The following is a 14558-nucleotide window of genomic DNA, read 5'->3' as shown; positions in this document are numbered from 1 at the left end:
GCACAAACCGTTAACGAAATTGCGAGGATTATAGCAGATGGATATTTTAAAGTATCCATTATTTAAGCCACTAGAGATGATTCGCCGAAAAATTAGGAAGCTTCTATTTTATCTGAAAAATCATACGGATTAATTTCAGGGTCAAGCGGCTGATAAGCATTTAAAAAGGTAGGTGACATACGCTTTGGACGACCTGTGGCAATTTCAATACAGGTCCATTTGGTTTTTGCGAGAAAAATCAGGGCTTGGTCTCTGACTCTAAAAAAAGCATATTCGCGAAATGAGTACATGGCATTTAAATCGGAGAACCATGTTCTCAAAATCAGCTGATCGCCTTCGAGGGCTGCCTTACGATATTGCATTTGATGTTCGACTGCGACCATGGCATGTTTCATTTGCATATATTGTTCAAGCCCTACACCTAAAGCTGCAATATGCGCATGTGCAACATCCTGCATCCAACTGACATACACTACGTTATTGACATGTCCAAGTAGGTCAATATGTTCAGGCTGAACCTGTATTTCCAAATCAAAAAAAGTCGTCATGTCCCTAGCAACATCATGCAATCATCAAAGTGAGTATTTTGCTACACTGTTTACAGCTTCTGCAAGAATTGAACAAAATCATGTCTGAATCTATGACCGAAACCCATCCTTTGCATCCATTCCTACCTCAAAATGCCCAATTACTGATGCTGGGCAGTTTCCCACCACCTCAAAATAAATGGAAAATGCGATTTTACTATCCCAATTTTCAAAACGACATGTGGCGGATTATGGGAATCTGTTTTTTTAATGATAAAAATCATTTTTTAGATCTTGATAATAAAAACTTCTTTCAGCCTCAAATTGAAGAGTTTCTGACTGAAAAAGGCATTGCAATTTTTGATGCAGCTTGTGAAGTGATTCGACTGAAAGGTAATGCTTCAGATCAATTTTTACAGGTGGTTCGAGCAACCGACTTATCGGTTTTACTCAAGCAAATTCCCGCATGCCATAGCATTATGACTACAGGTGACAAAGCCACAGATACACTTATGACCAATTTCCCAAAAGATACGCTCAAGCCAAAATTTACAGCACCAAGCCAAGTCAATTTTCTTAATCGTTCATTGCATTTATATCGTTTACCTTCAAGCTCGCGAGCATATCCCTTAGCTTTAGAGAAAAAGGCAGAAATTTATGCAGATTTCTTTAAAAATATTGGTTTGCTCTAAACGCTATAACCATAAAAAACCACAATATACCTCTGCATATTGTGGTCATTTCACTTCAAATCATCGACTTAATGAACGGCTTGAATTTTATCTAGGAACTGTTTAGCGCGTTCATGACGTACATGCAAATTTCCAAAAAACTCAGAAGTTGCGCAGTCTTCCAGAATCTGACCTTGATCCATAAAAATCAGACGATTGGATACTTTTTTCGCAAAACCCATTTCATGGGTGACACACATCATGGTCATGCCTTCATTGGCAAGCTGTATCATCACATCTAGTACTTCACCCACCATTTCAGGGTCAAGTGCCGAAGTCGGTTCATCGAACAGCATACAAATCGGATCCATGCACAAACCACGGGCAATCGCCACACGCTGCTGCTGACCACCTGAAAGCTGCCCTGGAAATTTATCTTTATGTGCCAGCAAACCCACACGTTCAAGGTATTGAGTCGCTTTGGCACGTGCATCGGTCATGTTGCGCTTGAGCACTTTGACTTGGGCAATCGTTAAGTTTTCAAGCACAGTCATATGTGGAAATAATTCAAAGTGCTGAAACACCATACCGACACGTGAACGGAATTTGGCAAGGTTGGTTTTTGGGTCTTTAAGTGAAACACCATCGACAATAATGTCGCCCTTCTGAAAAGGCTCAAGTGCATTCACAGTTTTAATTAAGGTTGATTTACCTGAACCTGAAGGACCACAGACCACCACCACATCCCCTTTTTTAATTGTGGTTGTACAGTCGGTTAAAACCTGGAAATCACCATACCATTTAGAGATATGTTGAATGTCGATCATAGGCATTTTGCGATCTCCTAAAATTAGCGAATAATGGCGATTTTTTCTTGTAAGTGTTTGACGAGTTTAGATAAACAGAATGATGTACAGAAATACACTACTGCCACAACCAAATAAAAAGTCGCTTTGGTTTCTGATCCATAAGTGTTGGCAAGTGTGTCGGCATTTCCCAGTAAATCAGGTGCGCTAATCACATAAACCAGTGACACGTCTTGAAACAAGACAATGGTTTGAGTGAGCAATACAGGAATCATATTGCGAAAAGCTTGTGGTAACACCACATAACGCATGGACTGCCCATAAGTAAAGCCGAGCGCATAACCTGCAAATACTTGACCTTTAGAGACTGACTGAATTCCTGAACGCACAATTTCCGAAAAAAAGGCAGCTTCAAAGACAGCAAAAGTAATGATGCTGGCAAATAGTGGTCCATAATAGGTATCTGACTGAAAATCAAAAACTTTAGGCAATAAAAAATAAAATATAAAAATCACCTGAATCAGGGGAATACCACGGAAGCAGTCAACATATAATTTAGAAAAATTGCGTGCCAGTCCATTACTGGACAAGCGCATCATGGCAAGTGGTGTACCAATCATGATGCCGCCAACCATCGCGAGCAATGTAACCGTTAGAGTAAAACCAAAACCTTTGAGCAAAGCCTGCGTAACATCAGGATGTTGTAATAAGCTAAAATCCATCTTACTTCCCCCCTGAACCTAAGCCTGGCACTGACATACGTTTCTCAATCCATGCCATAAATGCTTTAATGGTATAGGTAATAATGAGATAAACAGGTGTTGATAAAACCAGAATCACGATGTCCTGAGAAGTTTCTTCACGCATGGTTTTGGTATAAGCAAAGAAATTCAGCACGCTTAAAGCATATAGAACAGCTGAATTTTTAAAAATATTCATGGACTCAGACGTAATCGTCGGCCAAACAATACGATAGGCTACAGGTAAAATCACATAACGATAGCTTTGAGCTATGGTAAAGCCCATTGCAGATGCGGCAAATTTTTGCCCACGCGGCACAGTTAAAATCCCTGCGCGGATTTGCTCGGAGACACGTGCCGCAGTGTATAAACCTAAAGCCATGACCCCAATACTGGCAGGGTTATGGTTGAGTAAGCTTTTCCACCAGCCACCTGCGACCATTTCGCCACTACCAGCACTCAAGCTTTGAGGTAAAAATTCAGGAAACACAAATGCCCAGAAAAAAAGCTGAACAATTAATGGAATATTACGAAAAATTTCAACGTATAGATTACCAATCGCGGCAAGCGGTTTATTGGGTAGCGTTCGTATAACACCAAGTAATGAACCTAAAAAAAATGCAATAACAAATGAAAGTAAGGCTGTCCACAGCATGGTCATAACACCATTGCCAAGCATTTGTAGCCAAGTTGGTGCTTCAGCAAATTGCGAATAGCTTGTGCCACCAATATGTTGGCAGATTGTTTCAGCCCATTGTGCTTTGTTTACACCATATTCATTTGATGCTGAACAAAAAGTTGTCCAATTTAATGAGCCAAGAGACATACATTCCCCTTATAAAAACTATAACCTGGTCACTCCGCTCTCCATAGCATCGTGACCAGTGCATCCTATTATTGCGGTTTAAATTCCAGCATCAGTCGGACGAGCTTTTAATTTTTTGAGTGATGTACTTGATGCCATATTTAGGTTGACATTTTTAGGTGGGATTGGTGACTGGAACCATTTTTTATACAGTTTATCCATCTGACCTGATTTCCACATACCCATGACAACACGGTCAGTCACTGCTTTAAATTTTGCATCACCTTTTGGCAGCATAATACCGTATGGTTCAGAAGACAAAACTGGGCCTACAATGGCAAATGATTTAGGATTTGAAGATTTAGCAATCAGGCCTGCCAAAATATTGTCATCCATCACAAATGCCGCAGCACGACCTGATGCAAGCATTGAAAAGGAGTCAGCATGGTCTTTACCATATACGTTCTGCACGTTTAAAGATTGACCTTTTTCATTCATTTTGATGTATTTATCAGAGGTTGTGCCTTGTGTAGTCACAATGGCTTTACCATTCAGGTCTCCAATCCGTTTAATATTTGAGCTTGCTTTCACTGCCATGCGAACTTCAGTTGCATAGTAGTTAGTTGAAAAACTGACCTGTTGCTGACGTTGTAAAGAGTTAGTGGTGGTACCGCATTCCATGTCAATATTCCCTGCCAATAATTCAGGAATACGGGTTGAAGATGTAACTGCCTTATACTCAACCTTAAGGTTTGGCATTTTGAGTTCTTTTTTGATTTCATTGGCAACGTTGTTACAAATATCGATGGCATAGCCCACAGGTTTACCCGCCACCACATAAGAAATCGGATCTGAGGATTCACGATGACCAATGACGATTTTTCCTGTAGTTTTAATTTTAGCTAAAGTATCGGCTGCTTGAACCTGGCTTGCACCACCCATCATACAAAGCATTAAGGTTGAGGTAAGTACTGCTTTTGAAGAACGTTTCATTATTCACTCCTGTGATTAATTGTTTGTTTTAGCTATTTTTTATCCTGATAAGTGGATTTGACTAAATACCTGCTTATCCCAAGCAAATATCAAGCCAATTGTTTAGTAATATTTTATAATTCAAATTACTAATCGTATTTTTATACCCAATTTGGTGCATAGAGTGAACTAAAATGTTGCAATATTAGACTTTAGTCTAATTTTTCATAAATTAAGAACTTTTTCTTATTTTAAAAAATCATTTATTTTTCAATCTATTATTTCATTTTAAACACAAACTATAGGGAATATGTTTTTAACATATCCCCTATAAAAATAGCTTAACTTACATTGTAAATAAAGCTTGCATTGCCTGTTCAAAGACATGTTCAGCAGATTGTGTTGCATCTAAACGAATCATACGTTTTGGATTTTTCTCATGCAAAATTCGGTAGCCTTCACGTACACGCGTAAAAAATTCCAGTTTTTCCTGTTCAAAGCGATCCAGCTCGCCACGTGCACGCGCACGTGACATGCCAAGTTCAATCGGTGCATCTAACCAAAATGTAACATCTGGCATAGAACTCACAAAGTTCTGGTTCAAAAGCTCAAGTTTACTGGCATCAAGCCCACGCCCCATGACCTGATACGCAAAACTGGCATCGCAAAAACGATCACTCAAGACAATTTTCCCTTGCTGCAATGCAGGCAAAATCACTTGACTCAAATGCTGGCTGCGCGCCGCATAAACCAGTAATAGCTCAGTATCGGCACACATTCGTTCATCATGGTTTACCGCAAGGAGTAAGTCCCGAATTCTTTCAGCAAGTGGTGTTCCACCTGGTTCACGGGTGAGCACCACTTCGCGTCCAAGCTGTTCAAAATGCGCATGTATTTTTTGAATCAGGGTACTCTTTCCAACGCCTTCTGTACCTTCAAAACTAATAAACATTATGGCGTTGCTCCACTTTTCTTCTCTCTTAAAACTGCAAGATATTGCTGTACTGCTTGGTTATGCTCTGCCAAAGTTGCACTAAATTTATGCCCACCATTGCCTGTTGCGACAAAATAGACATTATCGGAATGATCTGGATGCATGGCAGCTTCAATGGCTTTTTTACCAGGAAGTGCAATCGGGGTTGGCGGCAAGCCTGCCATGGTATAAGTGTTGTATGCGGTTGGCGTACGTAAATCGTCTTTCGTCAATTTACCTGTGTATTTATCACCCATTCCATAAATGACTGTTGGGTCGGTTTGCAAACGCATGCCTTGTTGCAAACGACGAATAAATACACCTGCGACTTGGTTTAATTCACTGTTCAGACTGGTTTCTTTTTCAATAATTGATGCCATGGTCAAGGCTTCATATTTATTTTTATATGGTAAGTTCGGGTCACGATTTTCCCATGCAGTATTTAAATTTTCCATTTGATGCTGATACAAATCTAGCAGAATTTTCTTATCAGATTCACCCTTGTTATAAAAATAGGTATTGGGTGCAAATAACCCTTCAAGATTTGAATATGGAATGCCAAGTGCCTGAACCATTTGATCTTCTGGTAAATTAACCACTGTTTTTTCAATCAATGGATCTTTACGTAATTTCTCAACCAATTGTTTAAAGGTTGTACCGTCAACTACCAAAATACGACTCATTTGCGCATTGTCAGAATTTGACATCATGCTTAAAACCTGACGCACACTCATGCCACGCTTGATTTCATAAACGCCTGCTTTTAGCGTGTCATGAATCATCAGTTTCTGATAAATTTTCAGCACCCATGGAAAATGAACCTTATGCTGTCTGGCAAGTCGATCAATCAAGCGTGAGTAGTTATCTCCTGCATTGATCGAAACAAATTGCTTCTCACCCTGAACAGGATAGGCGCGCCAAAGACTGGATGAAAACACCAACAACATAATGACACATGCTGTCACGACGCATGCCACAATAAATTTTGTTGTTTTGAAAAAAGGCGTTTGCTTTTTTCTAGATTTTTTGGATTTCAGATTTGCCATAGCTTATTGAATTTGATCAAGTTGAAGGTCTTTAAACAACTGAATTGCATGAGAAGTGCTTAAATTGGTGTTCATTAAATGCTGTGCAATCTGCATTGGATGCAAGGCATTACAAAAAAATAATGCTTCAATCTGATGAAGGTCAGTTTGAAGTAACTCCATTTCAGAGCATTCAATTCCTGCATGTTGCATACGTTGCAAAATTTCTGCCCGCATTACACCATGCACGCCATTATACTCAAGATCAGGCGTCACCCACCGATTATTCATCAGAATAAAACAATTGCTGCTGATTCCTTCAACAATTCGCCCCTGAATATCTAAAACCAGTGCCTCATCGAGTTGTTTCTCGACCGCTTCTTTTTTTAAAAGTACCTGTTCTAAACGGTTTAAGGTTTTTAAGCCACAAAGCTGTGGCATGGTTAAACCGATACGCTGATCCAGTATCCCAACTTGTGATACATAGCTAAAACCACAATCTACCGCCGCGGTTTGTGGATAATAAAATACATACACATCGGCGGGATGATCAGGTAAAGCATAACCACGCTGCCCTTCTCCACGGCTGATGATGATTTTGAGTGTGCCATTCAGCTCAGCTTGTGCACTTAACTGCTCCAATGTCTGGTCAATCAACGCCAAATCCACCTGCAATGCCATACGCTGACAACACTCTTGTAAGCGCTGTAAGTGTCTGTCTCTTAAATGAATTTTATTTTGCAGAATTTTTGCCGTGGTAAAGCAGCCATCTCCATAATGAAAAGCTCGGTCGAGCAAGGAAATTTGTGGCTGTGCCAGTGCATTTTTAAAGCATTGCATGGGATTTATCTGCTAGGCAATTGATTTTGTAGCTTAGTTTAAAAACTTCTATCTAAATTCTATTTCTCTTTTCTTCATATAAAATTCTATTTTTATTATTTTTTTAGATTTTAATCTCGTCGTATGCTTCTTTTCATGAAAGATGCACCCAATATGAAGGAAAAGAAAATGCAACGAAATCAATTAAAAGTCGGATTACTCGCAGCACTATTGTCATTCTCGTCGGTAAGCTTTGCCGCAAAAGACTTTCTAAATGTTTCTTATGATCCAACACGCGAATTGTATATCGATATTAACAAGCAGTTTGGTACATACTGGAAAAAACACACTGGCGAAGATGTGAATTTCCGTCAATCTCATGGTGGTTCAGGTAAACAGGCCCGCGCAGTGATCGATGGCTTAAATGCCGATGTCGTAACCTTGGCACTTGCTGCAGATATCGACGTGATTGCAGACAAAGCCAAACTGTTACCTCCAGACTGGCAAAAGAAACTACCGCAAAACTCAACACCATACACATCAACAATTGTGTTCTTGGTTCGTAAAGGCAACCCAAAACACATTAAAGACTGGAATGACCTCGTTAAACCGGGTGTCGATATTATTACGCCAAACCCAAAAACTTCAGGTGGCGCACGCTGGAACTATCTTGCAGCTTGGGCATGGGCAAAACATCAACCAGGTGGCAACGACAAAACCGCACGTGAGTTTGTTGCAAAAATCTACCAACACACCAAAGTGTTAGATTCGGGTGCGCGTGGTGCAACCACAACCTTTGCTGAACGTGGGATTGGTGATGTGCTGTTGGCTTGGGAAAATGAAGCGCATTTAGCTGTGCGTGAACAACCCGGTAAATTTGAGATTATCACACCGTCATTATCCATTTTGACTGAACCACCTGTCGCCATTGTTGAAAAGAATGCTCAGAAAAAAGGCAACCTTGCTCTGGCAAAAGGTTACTTGAACTTCCTTTACTCACCTGCGGGACAAAACATTATTGCACGTAATTTCTACCGTCCACGCGACCCAGCCGTGCTGAAAAAATACAGCAGTGTCTTTAAGCCACTCAAACTCGTGACGATTGATCATGAATTTGGCGGCTGGAAAAAAGTTCAGAAAGAACACTTTGAAAATGGCGGTGTGTTTGACCAAATCGTTCAAAGCAACAACGCCAAGAAATAATGGGTTCAGCAACACGGGAGTAAGCGCATGATTCATCATTTAATCGTATCGGGTGTCGGTGGAAGTGACGAACAGCACTGGCAGTCTTGGCTACAACGCCAGTTGCCAAACAGCTCCCGTGTGCAACAAAACTGGCAACAACCGATTTTACAAGAATGGATTGAACAATGGGTCGCACATGTCAATAACATCCATGAACCGATTCAAGTTATTGCACATAGTTTCGGTTGCCTGACCAGTTTGGCTGCTTTAGCACAGCATCCTGAATTGCAGGAAAAAATCAACAATCTGATTTTGGTTGCACCTGCTAACCCTGCACGGTTTAGTGAAACAGGTTTTGCTCAAGCAGGACAAAATACTTACCTCAACTATTTTGAACAGCTTCAGCTTGAACTCTCAAGCCTGATGCTGATTAGTGAAAATGACCCTTGGCTGGCATTTGATGATGCACTGCATCTGGCAGAGGTATGGAAATTTCCGTATCTCAATATGGGGCAGGTCGGACATATCAATGTGGCGTCGGGTTTTGGCGCTTTCCCACAAATTCTGCCATTTATTGAGCAGCCTTATTTCTCTCCCTGTTCGCGAATGCCCTGTTTGGGCACGGCTTTGCCGCATTAATTCCGCAATTTATGTCTGATCTGAGTTTGTTTGTGGTGACCTATCATCACCATTGAGGTATTGCATGTTACAAGGTAAACGGGTGCTCCCCGGTTTTGGACTCTCTTTGGGTTTTACCCTACTGTATCTATCTATCGTTGTGCTCGTACCATTATCTGCCATATTTATTAAATCGTTAGGTATTGGTTGGAGTGGTTTCTGGGAGATTATCAGCTCTGCACGCATTTTAAAGGCATTGCAATTGAGTTTTACCACTGCACTTGCTGCTGCATTGCTGAATGTATTTTTAGGCGTTTTACTGGCTTGGTGTTTGGTACGCTATCAATTTTTTGGCAAACGCGTGGTCGATGCCTTAATTGATTTACCTTTTGCACTGCCAACCGCGGTTGCAGGGATTGCCTTAACCTCTTTATATGCGTCCACAGGCTGGATCGGTCAGTACCTAGAACCGTTAGGAATTAAAGTTGCCTACACTCCACTTGGTATTACCCTTGCGCTGGTATTTATTGGTTTGCCTTTTGTGGTACGTACAGTTCAGCCTGTACTGAGTGATCTGGAAACCGAACTTGAAGAAGCAGCTTCAGCACTTGGTGCGAATCGTTGGCAAACCATTCGCCATGTGATTTTCCCCATCGTTCTCCCTGCCATTTTTACAGGTTTTGCTTTGGCGTTTGCACGTGGTGTAGGTGAATACGGCTCTGTTATTTTTATCGCGGGGAACCAGCCATTTAAAACCGAAATTGCGCCACTCATGATCATTTCTCGCTTAGAAGAATACGATTATGCGGCAGCCACCACCATTGCAGTGATCATGCTTCTGATTTCCTTCGCGATTTTATTTCTGATTAATATTTTGCAAGCATGGGCAACACGTCGTACAGGGAGAGTAGCGTCATGAGCACACTAAGCAATAGCCAAAACTATGCAGCACAATTGCAAAAACGTGATGCAACGCGTGAACCAGTCTGGGTGCGTTACCTGTTACTGAGTATTGCCCTGATCAGCTTTTTGGGTTTACTGATTTTACCGCTGATTCTGGTCTTTGTAGAAGCGTTCCACCAAGGGGTCAATGTGTATCTGCAAGCCTTGGTTGATCCAGATACTTTGTCTGCGGCAAAGCTAACTTTACTCACTGCCGTAGTTGCCGTACCGATTAACGTAGTATTTGGTGTTGCTGCGGCTTGGACAGTGGCCAAGTTTCAATTTAAAGGCAAAACGATTTTAACCACCATTATCGATATGCCATTTTCGGTTTCTCCTGTGATTGCAGGTCTGATGCTGGTGCTGATTTTTGGAACACAAGGTTGGGCGGGTGAATGGTTGCAAGAGCATGACATTAAAATTTTATATGCTGTTCCTGCCATTATTTTAGCCACCGTGTTTATTACTGTGCCCTTTGTTGCCCGTGAATTAATTCCGCTGATGCAAGCGCAAGGCAACGAAGAGGAAGAAGCCGCTATTTTACTCGGAGCATCGGGATGGCAGACATTTTGGAAAATCACCCTGCCAAATATTAAATGGGGTTTGCTCTACGGTGTGATTCTGTGTAATGCACGGGCAATGGGTGAATTTGGTGCGGTATCTGTGGTGTCGGGGCATATTCGTGGTGAAACCAATACCCTGCCGTTACATGTTGAAATTCTCTACAACGAATACAGTTATAGCGCAGCCTTTGCAGTGGCATCGTTACTGGCATTTCTGGCAATTATTACCCTGATCATTAAAACATGGGTGGAAGTACGTCAGGAAAAACTCAACGCGCAGTTAGACAAAACGAATTAATTTTTGGAGTGCCCTCATGAGTATTCAAGTTAAAAATATTGAAAAAAACTTTGGTGCATTTCATGCGCTAAACAATATCAGCCTCGACTTTCCTGAAGGTCAACTGGTTGCTCTACTTGGCCCTTCAGGCTGCGGGAAAACCACCTTATTACGGATTATTGCAGGCTTGGAAAGCGCTGACGCAGGTCAGGTAATCTTAGAAGGACAAGATGCCACCAATACCCATGTGCGTGAGCGCCAAGTTGGTTTTGTATTTCAACACTATGCGCTGTTTCGCCATATGAGCGTATTTGACAATGTAGCGTTTGGTCTGCGTGTGCGTCCACGCGCCACTCGCCCATCAGAAAGCGAAATTAAAAAACGAGTCAATGCCCTGCTCGACCTGGTGCAGCTCGGTTTTTTAGCAGATCGCTACCCTGCACAACTTTCAGGTGGTCAGCGTCAGCGTATTGCTTTAGCCCGCGCACTTGCGGTTGAGCCACGTGTGCTATTACTGGATGAACCTTTTGGTGCTTTAGATGCCAAAGTTCGTAAAGAGCTTCGCCGCTGGTTACGTCATTTGCATGATGAACTGCACATTACTTCGATTTTTGTCACCCATGATCAGGAAGAAGCCTTGGAAGTTGCCGATCAAATCGTTGTGATGAATAAAGGTAATATCGAACAAATTGGCTCACCACGCGAAGTGTATGAAAAACCTGCAACACCGTTTGTGTTTGATTTCTTGGGGCATGCCAACCGTTTTGAAGGCGAGCATCAGCAAGGTACACTGATTTTAGGTGAAGATCGGCTACACTTGGCTTCGCATCACCCTCAAGGCTCGCTGATCGCTTTTGCACGCCCACATGAGTTAAATGTCTATCAACACGCTGTAGACAATGCTATTCAGGCAACTTTTGTGCGTGAAGTTTGGGTTGCAGGTAAAGTTTTTCTTGAGTTACAAGATCGACAAGGCAAGATTATTGAAGCAGTATTAACGGCAGAGCAAGCCAAGCTACAAAACTTTCAACCTAACCAACCTGTTTGGGTGAAAATTAATCATTTACATTTATTTGAACATCATGCGGCATAACAATTTGCCCAATTTAAGATTTTTTAGTGGTTAGCAATTATGAATTTTCAACAATTACGCATTATTCGCGAAACGGTACGTCAAGATTTTAACTTGACCGAAGCTTCCGCAGCCCTGTACACCTCCCAGTCAGGTGTCAGCAAACATATTAAAGACTTAGAAGACGAGCTTGGTGTACAACTTTTTATTCGTAAAGGCAAACGCTTACTTGGACTAACTGAACCAGGTCAGGCTTTACTGGGTATTGTGGAACGCATGCTGATTGATGCAGACAACATTAAACGTCTTGCCGATGACTTTAACAAAGTTGATGAAGGCACATTGACTATTGCAACTACACACACGCAAGCACGTTATGTGTTACCACCAATTGTGAATTTGTTTAAGCAAGCATTCCCTAAAGTTCACCTGATTTTACAACAAGCCAGTCCTTCGGAAATTGCCAATATGCTGCTACAAGGCCAAGCAGATATTGGCATTGCAACCGAATCGCTGATCGCTGAGGATAATCTTGCCAGTGTGCCCTACTATAACTGGCAACATAGCCTGATTACCCCATTTGACCATCCATTGGCTCAGCTCAAAGAAATCACGCTACAAGATGTCGCTCAGTACCCTGTAATTACTTATCATGGTGGTTTTACAGGACGTTCTAAAATCGACCAAGCATTTGATGCTGCTCAGGTCGATGTTGATATTGTCATGTCAGCCCTTGATGCCGATGTTATCAAAACCTATGTAGAACTCGGCATGGGGGTGGGGATTATTAACGATGTGGCATATGACAGCGAGCGTGATTACCGCTTAAAACAAATTAAAACCGATGTATTTGGTTTAAATACCACATGGATTGCCGTTCGCAAAGGGCATTTGCTCCGTGGTTATGGTTATGAATTTATTTCGTTATGCTCACCTGATGCTGACATTCAGGCACTTAAAAAAGTTGCTTACCCTGACTATTAATGGTAATCGCTAGATTTCACTTTTTATATGCCGAATCTCCAACTCTTTTTTGGAGTTCGGCTTGCATCCCATCTTCACGTATAATAAAAACAAGATAAGATAAAAATGGATACCCATGCTATGACAGCCTACAAAGTTCACGTCATTGATGTCAAAAATGATTTAAAAAATTATATCTGGCTGATTGAGCATACACCTTCACACGAAGTGATCATTATTGATCCGACTGAAGGGCAACTGGTACTTGATTACTGTGCACAGCAGCAACTCAAACCAAGTCAAATCTGGCTGACACACTGGCACAAAGATCATATTGGTGGCGTTCCTGCACTGCTTACAGCACACACAATTCCTGTATATGGACCACGTGCCGAACTCAGTAAAATTCCAATGCTGAGTGTTCCCCTCGATCAACATAGCCAAGTAAAATTTCACGACCTTGAAGTGGAAATTATTGAAGTTCCTGGGCATACTCTCGGACATATTGTGTATTACGTTGAAAACCTCGATGCAGCCTTTGTCGGAGACACTTTGTTTGCCATGGGCTGTGGGTGTATGTTTGAAGGCAGTTACGAACAGATGTTCCATTCCTTACAACGACTGGCTGCACTACCTCCGCAAACTCAAGTCTATTGCACTCACGAATACACACTTGCCAATGCCAAATTTGCACTGAGTGTAGAACCTGACAATGTAGCCTTGCAGCAGCGTGCCGATCATGTTGAACATTTACGCTATTTAGACAAAATTACGTTACCAAGTAGCATAGAGCAGGAACTTGCCACCAATCCATTTTTACGGGCATCTTCTGTTGAAGAGTTTCAGCGCTTGCGTGAGCTCAAAGATCATTTTTAAATCGGTCTAATGTAATATTTTTTTACATAGTTTATATCATGATTTTTAGCCCAGACCATGCAACTTCCAAATGAAGAAATAAAATATAAGATACTGATATTTTTAATCTTTATTAAAAATATCAGTTGCAAAATGATTAAAAAAATTCACATATTTGCACACAAATTGTTCTTTATTTTAGCAACTCAGATCTTTTTTTGTTGGTTGTCAAAATAATTTATAAATTCCCCCTTTAAAAAAGCTGAAGACAGCCTTATAAATAATTAAAATTGTTTGTTGTTTTTGTTTTGAGGATTTAGCCATGAAAAAAGTTGTTAAAGCAAAGAATTTGATTGCCTTTCGTATTTGGTTAGAAAAATTAGGATATTCAGTGAAAAACTTGGCAGATGGTAAAGGATTTACCTTTAGCTTTAAAAAAGAATATGGTTTGGTGACGTATGATTTATCGGGCAATGCTTTAGCAATGCAATTGGGTGAGGAATTTGAAGATCACCTTAAAGCATAATTATTTTGCGTTCTATACTGATTGGCTAAAATAATACAAGAGAGGAAAAGGATTTCTCGAAAAAAGGGCTCATTGTTGGGCTCTTTTTTATGCGCATAAAAAAAGCAAGATGTTCTATCTTGCCTTTAAATATGGTGGGGGCGAAGAGACTCGAACTCTTACACCTTGCGGCGCTGGAACCTAAATCCAGTGCGTCTACCAATTTCGCCACGCCCCCAT

17 protein-coding genes and 1 tRNA gene are annotated in these 14558 nt (G+C 41.1%); 9 read left to right on the top strand and 9 right to left on the bottom strand.

The annotated features are described in order from the left end of the window. Positions 1–92: 92 nt before the first annotated feature. The gene (locus F975_RS07065; protein ID WP_004751730.1) at positions 93–548 is read right to left on the bottom strand and encodes an acyl-CoA thioesterase; all 456 of its coding nucleotides are present in this window, start codon (positions 546–548) and stop codon (positions 93–95) included. Positions 549–628: 80 nt separating this feature from the next. Here F975_RS07065 and F975_RS07060 point away from each other — a divergent pair, with 80 nt between their 5' ends. After that, positions 629–1219 carry a uracil-DNA glycosylase family protein gene (locus tag F975_RS07060; protein WP_004751728.1) on the top strand — a complete coding sequence of 197 codons (591 nt, stop codon included), beginning with the start codon at positions 629–631 and terminating at the stop codon, positions 1217–1219. Between the two features lie 68 nt (positions 1220–1287). Here the strand turns inward: F975_RS07060 and F975_RS07055 are convergent, their stop codons facing one another. The 7 genes from F975_RS07055 to pabC all read right to left on the bottom strand — a co-directional run bounded on the left by F975_RS07055 (position 1288) and on the right by pabC (position 7359). Beyond that, complete coding sequence (locus F975_RS07055) at positions 1288–2031, bottom strand: amino acid ABC transporter ATP-binding protein (protein ID WP_004751726.1); 744 nt, start codon at positions 2029–2031, stop codon at positions 1288–1290. A gap of 17 nt (positions 2032–2048) precedes the next feature. After that, a complete protein-coding gene (locus F975_RS07050; RefSeq protein WP_004751724.1) occupies positions 2049–2726 on the bottom strand; it encodes an amino acid ABC transporter permease in 678 nt (225 codons plus the stop codon). A 1-nt stretch (position 2727) separates the two neighbouring features. Then, positions 2728–3570, bottom strand: coding sequence for an amino acid ABC transporter permease (locus F975_RS07045; RefSeq protein WP_004751722.1), 843 nt, complete (start codon positions 3568–3570; stop codon positions 2728–2730). 78 nt (positions 3571–3648) lie between these two features. Continuing rightward, positions 3649–4542, bottom strand: coding sequence for an amino acid ABC transporter substrate-binding protein (locus tag F975_RS07040; protein ID WP_004751720.1), 894 nt, complete (start codon positions 4540–4542; stop codon positions 3649–3651). A 325-nt stretch (positions 4543–4867) separates the two neighbouring features. Continuing rightward, on the bottom strand, positions 4868–5473 hold the full coding sequence (gene tmk, locus F975_RS07035; protein WP_004751718.1) for a dTMP kinase: 606 nt from the start codon (positions 5471–5473) through the stop codon (positions 4868–4870). Continuing rightward, a complete protein-coding gene (gene mltG / locus F975_RS07030) occupies positions 5473–6540 on the bottom strand; it encodes an endolytic transglycosylase MltG (protein ID WP_004751715.1) in 1068 nt (355 codons plus the stop codon). The genes tmk and mltG overlap by 1 nt, the downstream gene beginning before the upstream one ends. A 3-nt stretch (positions 6541–6543) precedes the next feature. Next, positions 6544–7359 carry an aminodeoxychorismate lyase gene (gene pabC, locus F975_RS07025; protein WP_004751713.1) on the bottom strand — a complete coding sequence of 272 codons (816 nt, stop codon included), beginning with the start codon at positions 7357–7359 and terminating at the stop codon, positions 6544–6546. Positions 7360–7527: 168 nt separating this feature from the next. Here pabC and F975_RS07020 point away from each other — a divergent pair, with 168 nt between their 5' ends. The 8 genes from F975_RS07020 to F975_RS06985 all read left to right on the top strand — a co-directional run bounded on the left by F975_RS07020 (position 7528) and on the right by F975_RS06985 (position 14339). Further along, complete coding sequence (locus F975_RS07020) at positions 7528–8541, top strand: sulfate ABC transporter substrate-binding protein (protein WP_004751711.1); 1014 nt, start codon at positions 7528–7530, stop codon at positions 8539–8541. 27 nt (positions 8542–8568) lie between these two features. Next, entirely contained in the window at positions 8569–9162 is a 594-nt protein-coding gene (locus F975_RS07015) for an RBBP9/YdeN family alpha/beta hydrolase (protein ID WP_004751709.1), read from the top strand. Between the two features lie 64 nt (positions 9163–9226). After that, on the top strand, positions 9227–10060 hold the full coding sequence (gene cysT / locus F975_RS07010; protein ID WP_004751707.1) for a sulfate ABC transporter permease subunit CysT: 834 nt from the start codon (positions 9227–9229) through the stop codon (positions 10058–10060). Continuing rightward, complete coding sequence (gene cysW, locus F975_RS07005) at positions 10057–10944, top strand: sulfate ABC transporter permease subunit CysW (protein WP_004751705.1); 888 nt, start codon at positions 10057–10059, stop codon at positions 10942–10944. Before cysT ends, cysW begins: the two co-directional genes overlap by 4 nt. A gap of 16 nt (positions 10945–10960) precedes the next feature. Continuing rightward, positions 10961–12016, top strand: coding sequence for a sulfate/molybdate ABC transporter ATP-binding protein (locus F975_RS07000; RefSeq protein ID WP_004751703.1), 1056 nt, complete (start codon positions 10961–10963; stop codon positions 12014–12016). A 39-nt stretch (positions 12017–12055) separates the two neighbouring features. Continuing rightward, positions 12056–12979 carry a CysB family HTH-type transcriptional regulator gene (locus F975_RS06995; protein ID WP_004751702.1) on the top strand — a complete coding sequence of 308 codons (924 nt, stop codon included), beginning with the start codon at positions 12056–12058 and terminating at the stop codon, positions 12977–12979. Positions 12980–13099: 120 nt separating this feature from the next. Next, a complete protein-coding gene (gene gloB, locus F975_RS06990; protein WP_004751700.1) occupies positions 13100–13834 on the top strand; it encodes a hydroxyacylglutathione hydrolase in 735 nt (244 codons plus the stop codon). A 301-nt stretch (positions 13835–14135) separates the two neighbouring features. Next, positions 14136–14339 carry a hypothetical protein gene (locus tag F975_RS06985; protein WP_004751698.1) on the top strand — a complete coding sequence of 68 codons (204 nt, stop codon included), beginning with the start codon at positions 14136–14138 and terminating at the stop codon, positions 14337–14339. 132 nt (positions 14340–14471) lie between these two features. On the opposite strand, the gene F975_RS06980 is transcribed toward F975_RS06985, so the two are convergent. Beyond that, positions 14472–14556: transfer RNA gene (locus F975_RS06980), tRNA-Leu, on the bottom strand. Between the last annotated feature and the right edge of the window lie 2 nt (positions 14557–14558).

Origin of the sequence: Acinetobacter brisouisimilis, from assembly GCF_000368265.1 — a bacterium.
Lineage (GTDB): Bacteria > Pseudomonadota > Gammaproteobacteria > Pseudomonadales > Moraxellaceae > Acinetobacter.
The sequence above is the reverse complement of the archived record's forward strand: the minus strand, read 5'-3'. Positions and strand labels throughout refer to the sequence as shown.

Bases quoted from the DNA above. Each gene is read 5' to 3' on its own strand.
- F975_RS07020 (WP_004751711.1), top strand. From the start codon at position 7,528: ATGCAACGAAATCAATTAAAAGTCGGATTACTCGCAGCACTATTGTCA.
- F975_RS07060 (WP_004751728.1), top strand. From the start codon at position 629: ATGTCTGAATCTATGACCGAAACCCATCCTTTGCATCCATTCCTACCT.
- gloB (WP_004751700.1), top strand. From the start codon at position 13,100: ATGACAGCCTACAAAGTTCACGTCATTGATGTCAAAAATGATTTAAAA.
- F975_RS07040 (WP_004751720.1), bottom strand. From the start codon at position 4,542: ATGAAACGTTCTTCAAAAGCAGTACTTACCTCAACCTTAATGCTTTGT.
- F975_RS07050 (WP_004751724.1), bottom strand. From the start codon at position 2,726: ATGGATTTTAGCTTATTACAACATCCTGATGTTACGCAGGCTTTGCTC.
- F975_RS07000 (WP_004751703.1), top strand. From the start codon at position 10,961: ATGAGTATTCAAGTTAAAAATATTGAAAAAAACTTTGGTGCATTTCAT.
- tmk (WP_004751718.1), bottom strand. From the start codon at position 5,473: ATGTTTATTAGTTTTGAAGGTACAGAAGGCGTTGGAAAGAGTACCCTG.
- F975_RS06985 (WP_004751698.1), top strand. From the start codon at position 14,136: ATGAAAAAAGTTGTTAAAGCAAAGAATTTGATTGCCTTTCGTATTTGG.
- F975_RS07055 (WP_004751726.1), bottom strand. From the start codon at position 2,031: ATGCCTATGATCGACATTCAACATATCTCTAAATGGTATGGTGATTTC.
- mltG (WP_004751715.1), bottom strand. From the start codon at position 6,540: ATGGCAAATCTGAAATCCAAAAAATCTAGAAAAAAGCAAACGCCTTTT.
- F975_RS07015 (WP_004751709.1), top strand. From the start codon at position 8,569: ATGATTCATCATTTAATCGTATCGGGTGTCGGTGGAAGTGACGAACAG.
- F975_RS07065 (WP_004751730.1), bottom strand. From the start codon at position 548: ATGACGACTTTTTTTGATTTGGAAATACAGGTTCAGCCTGAACATATT.
- F975_RS07045 (WP_004751722.1), bottom strand. From the start codon at position 3,570: ATGTCTCTTGGCTCATTAAATTGGACAACTTTTTGTTCAGCATCAAAT.
- F975_RS06995 (WP_004751702.1), top strand. From the start codon at position 12,056: ATGAATTTTCAACAATTACGCATTATTCGCGAAACGGTACGTCAAGAT.
- pabC (WP_004751713.1), bottom strand. From the start codon at position 7,359: ATGCAATGCTTTAAAAATGCACTGGCACAGCCACAAATTTCCTTGCTC.
- cysW (WP_004751705.1), top strand. From the start codon at position 10,057: ATGAGCACACTAAGCAATAGCCAAAACTATGCAGCACAATTGCAAAAA.
- cysT (WP_004751707.1), top strand. From the start codon at position 9,227: ATGTTACAAGGTAAACGGGTGCTCCCCGGTTTTGGACTCTCTTTGGGT.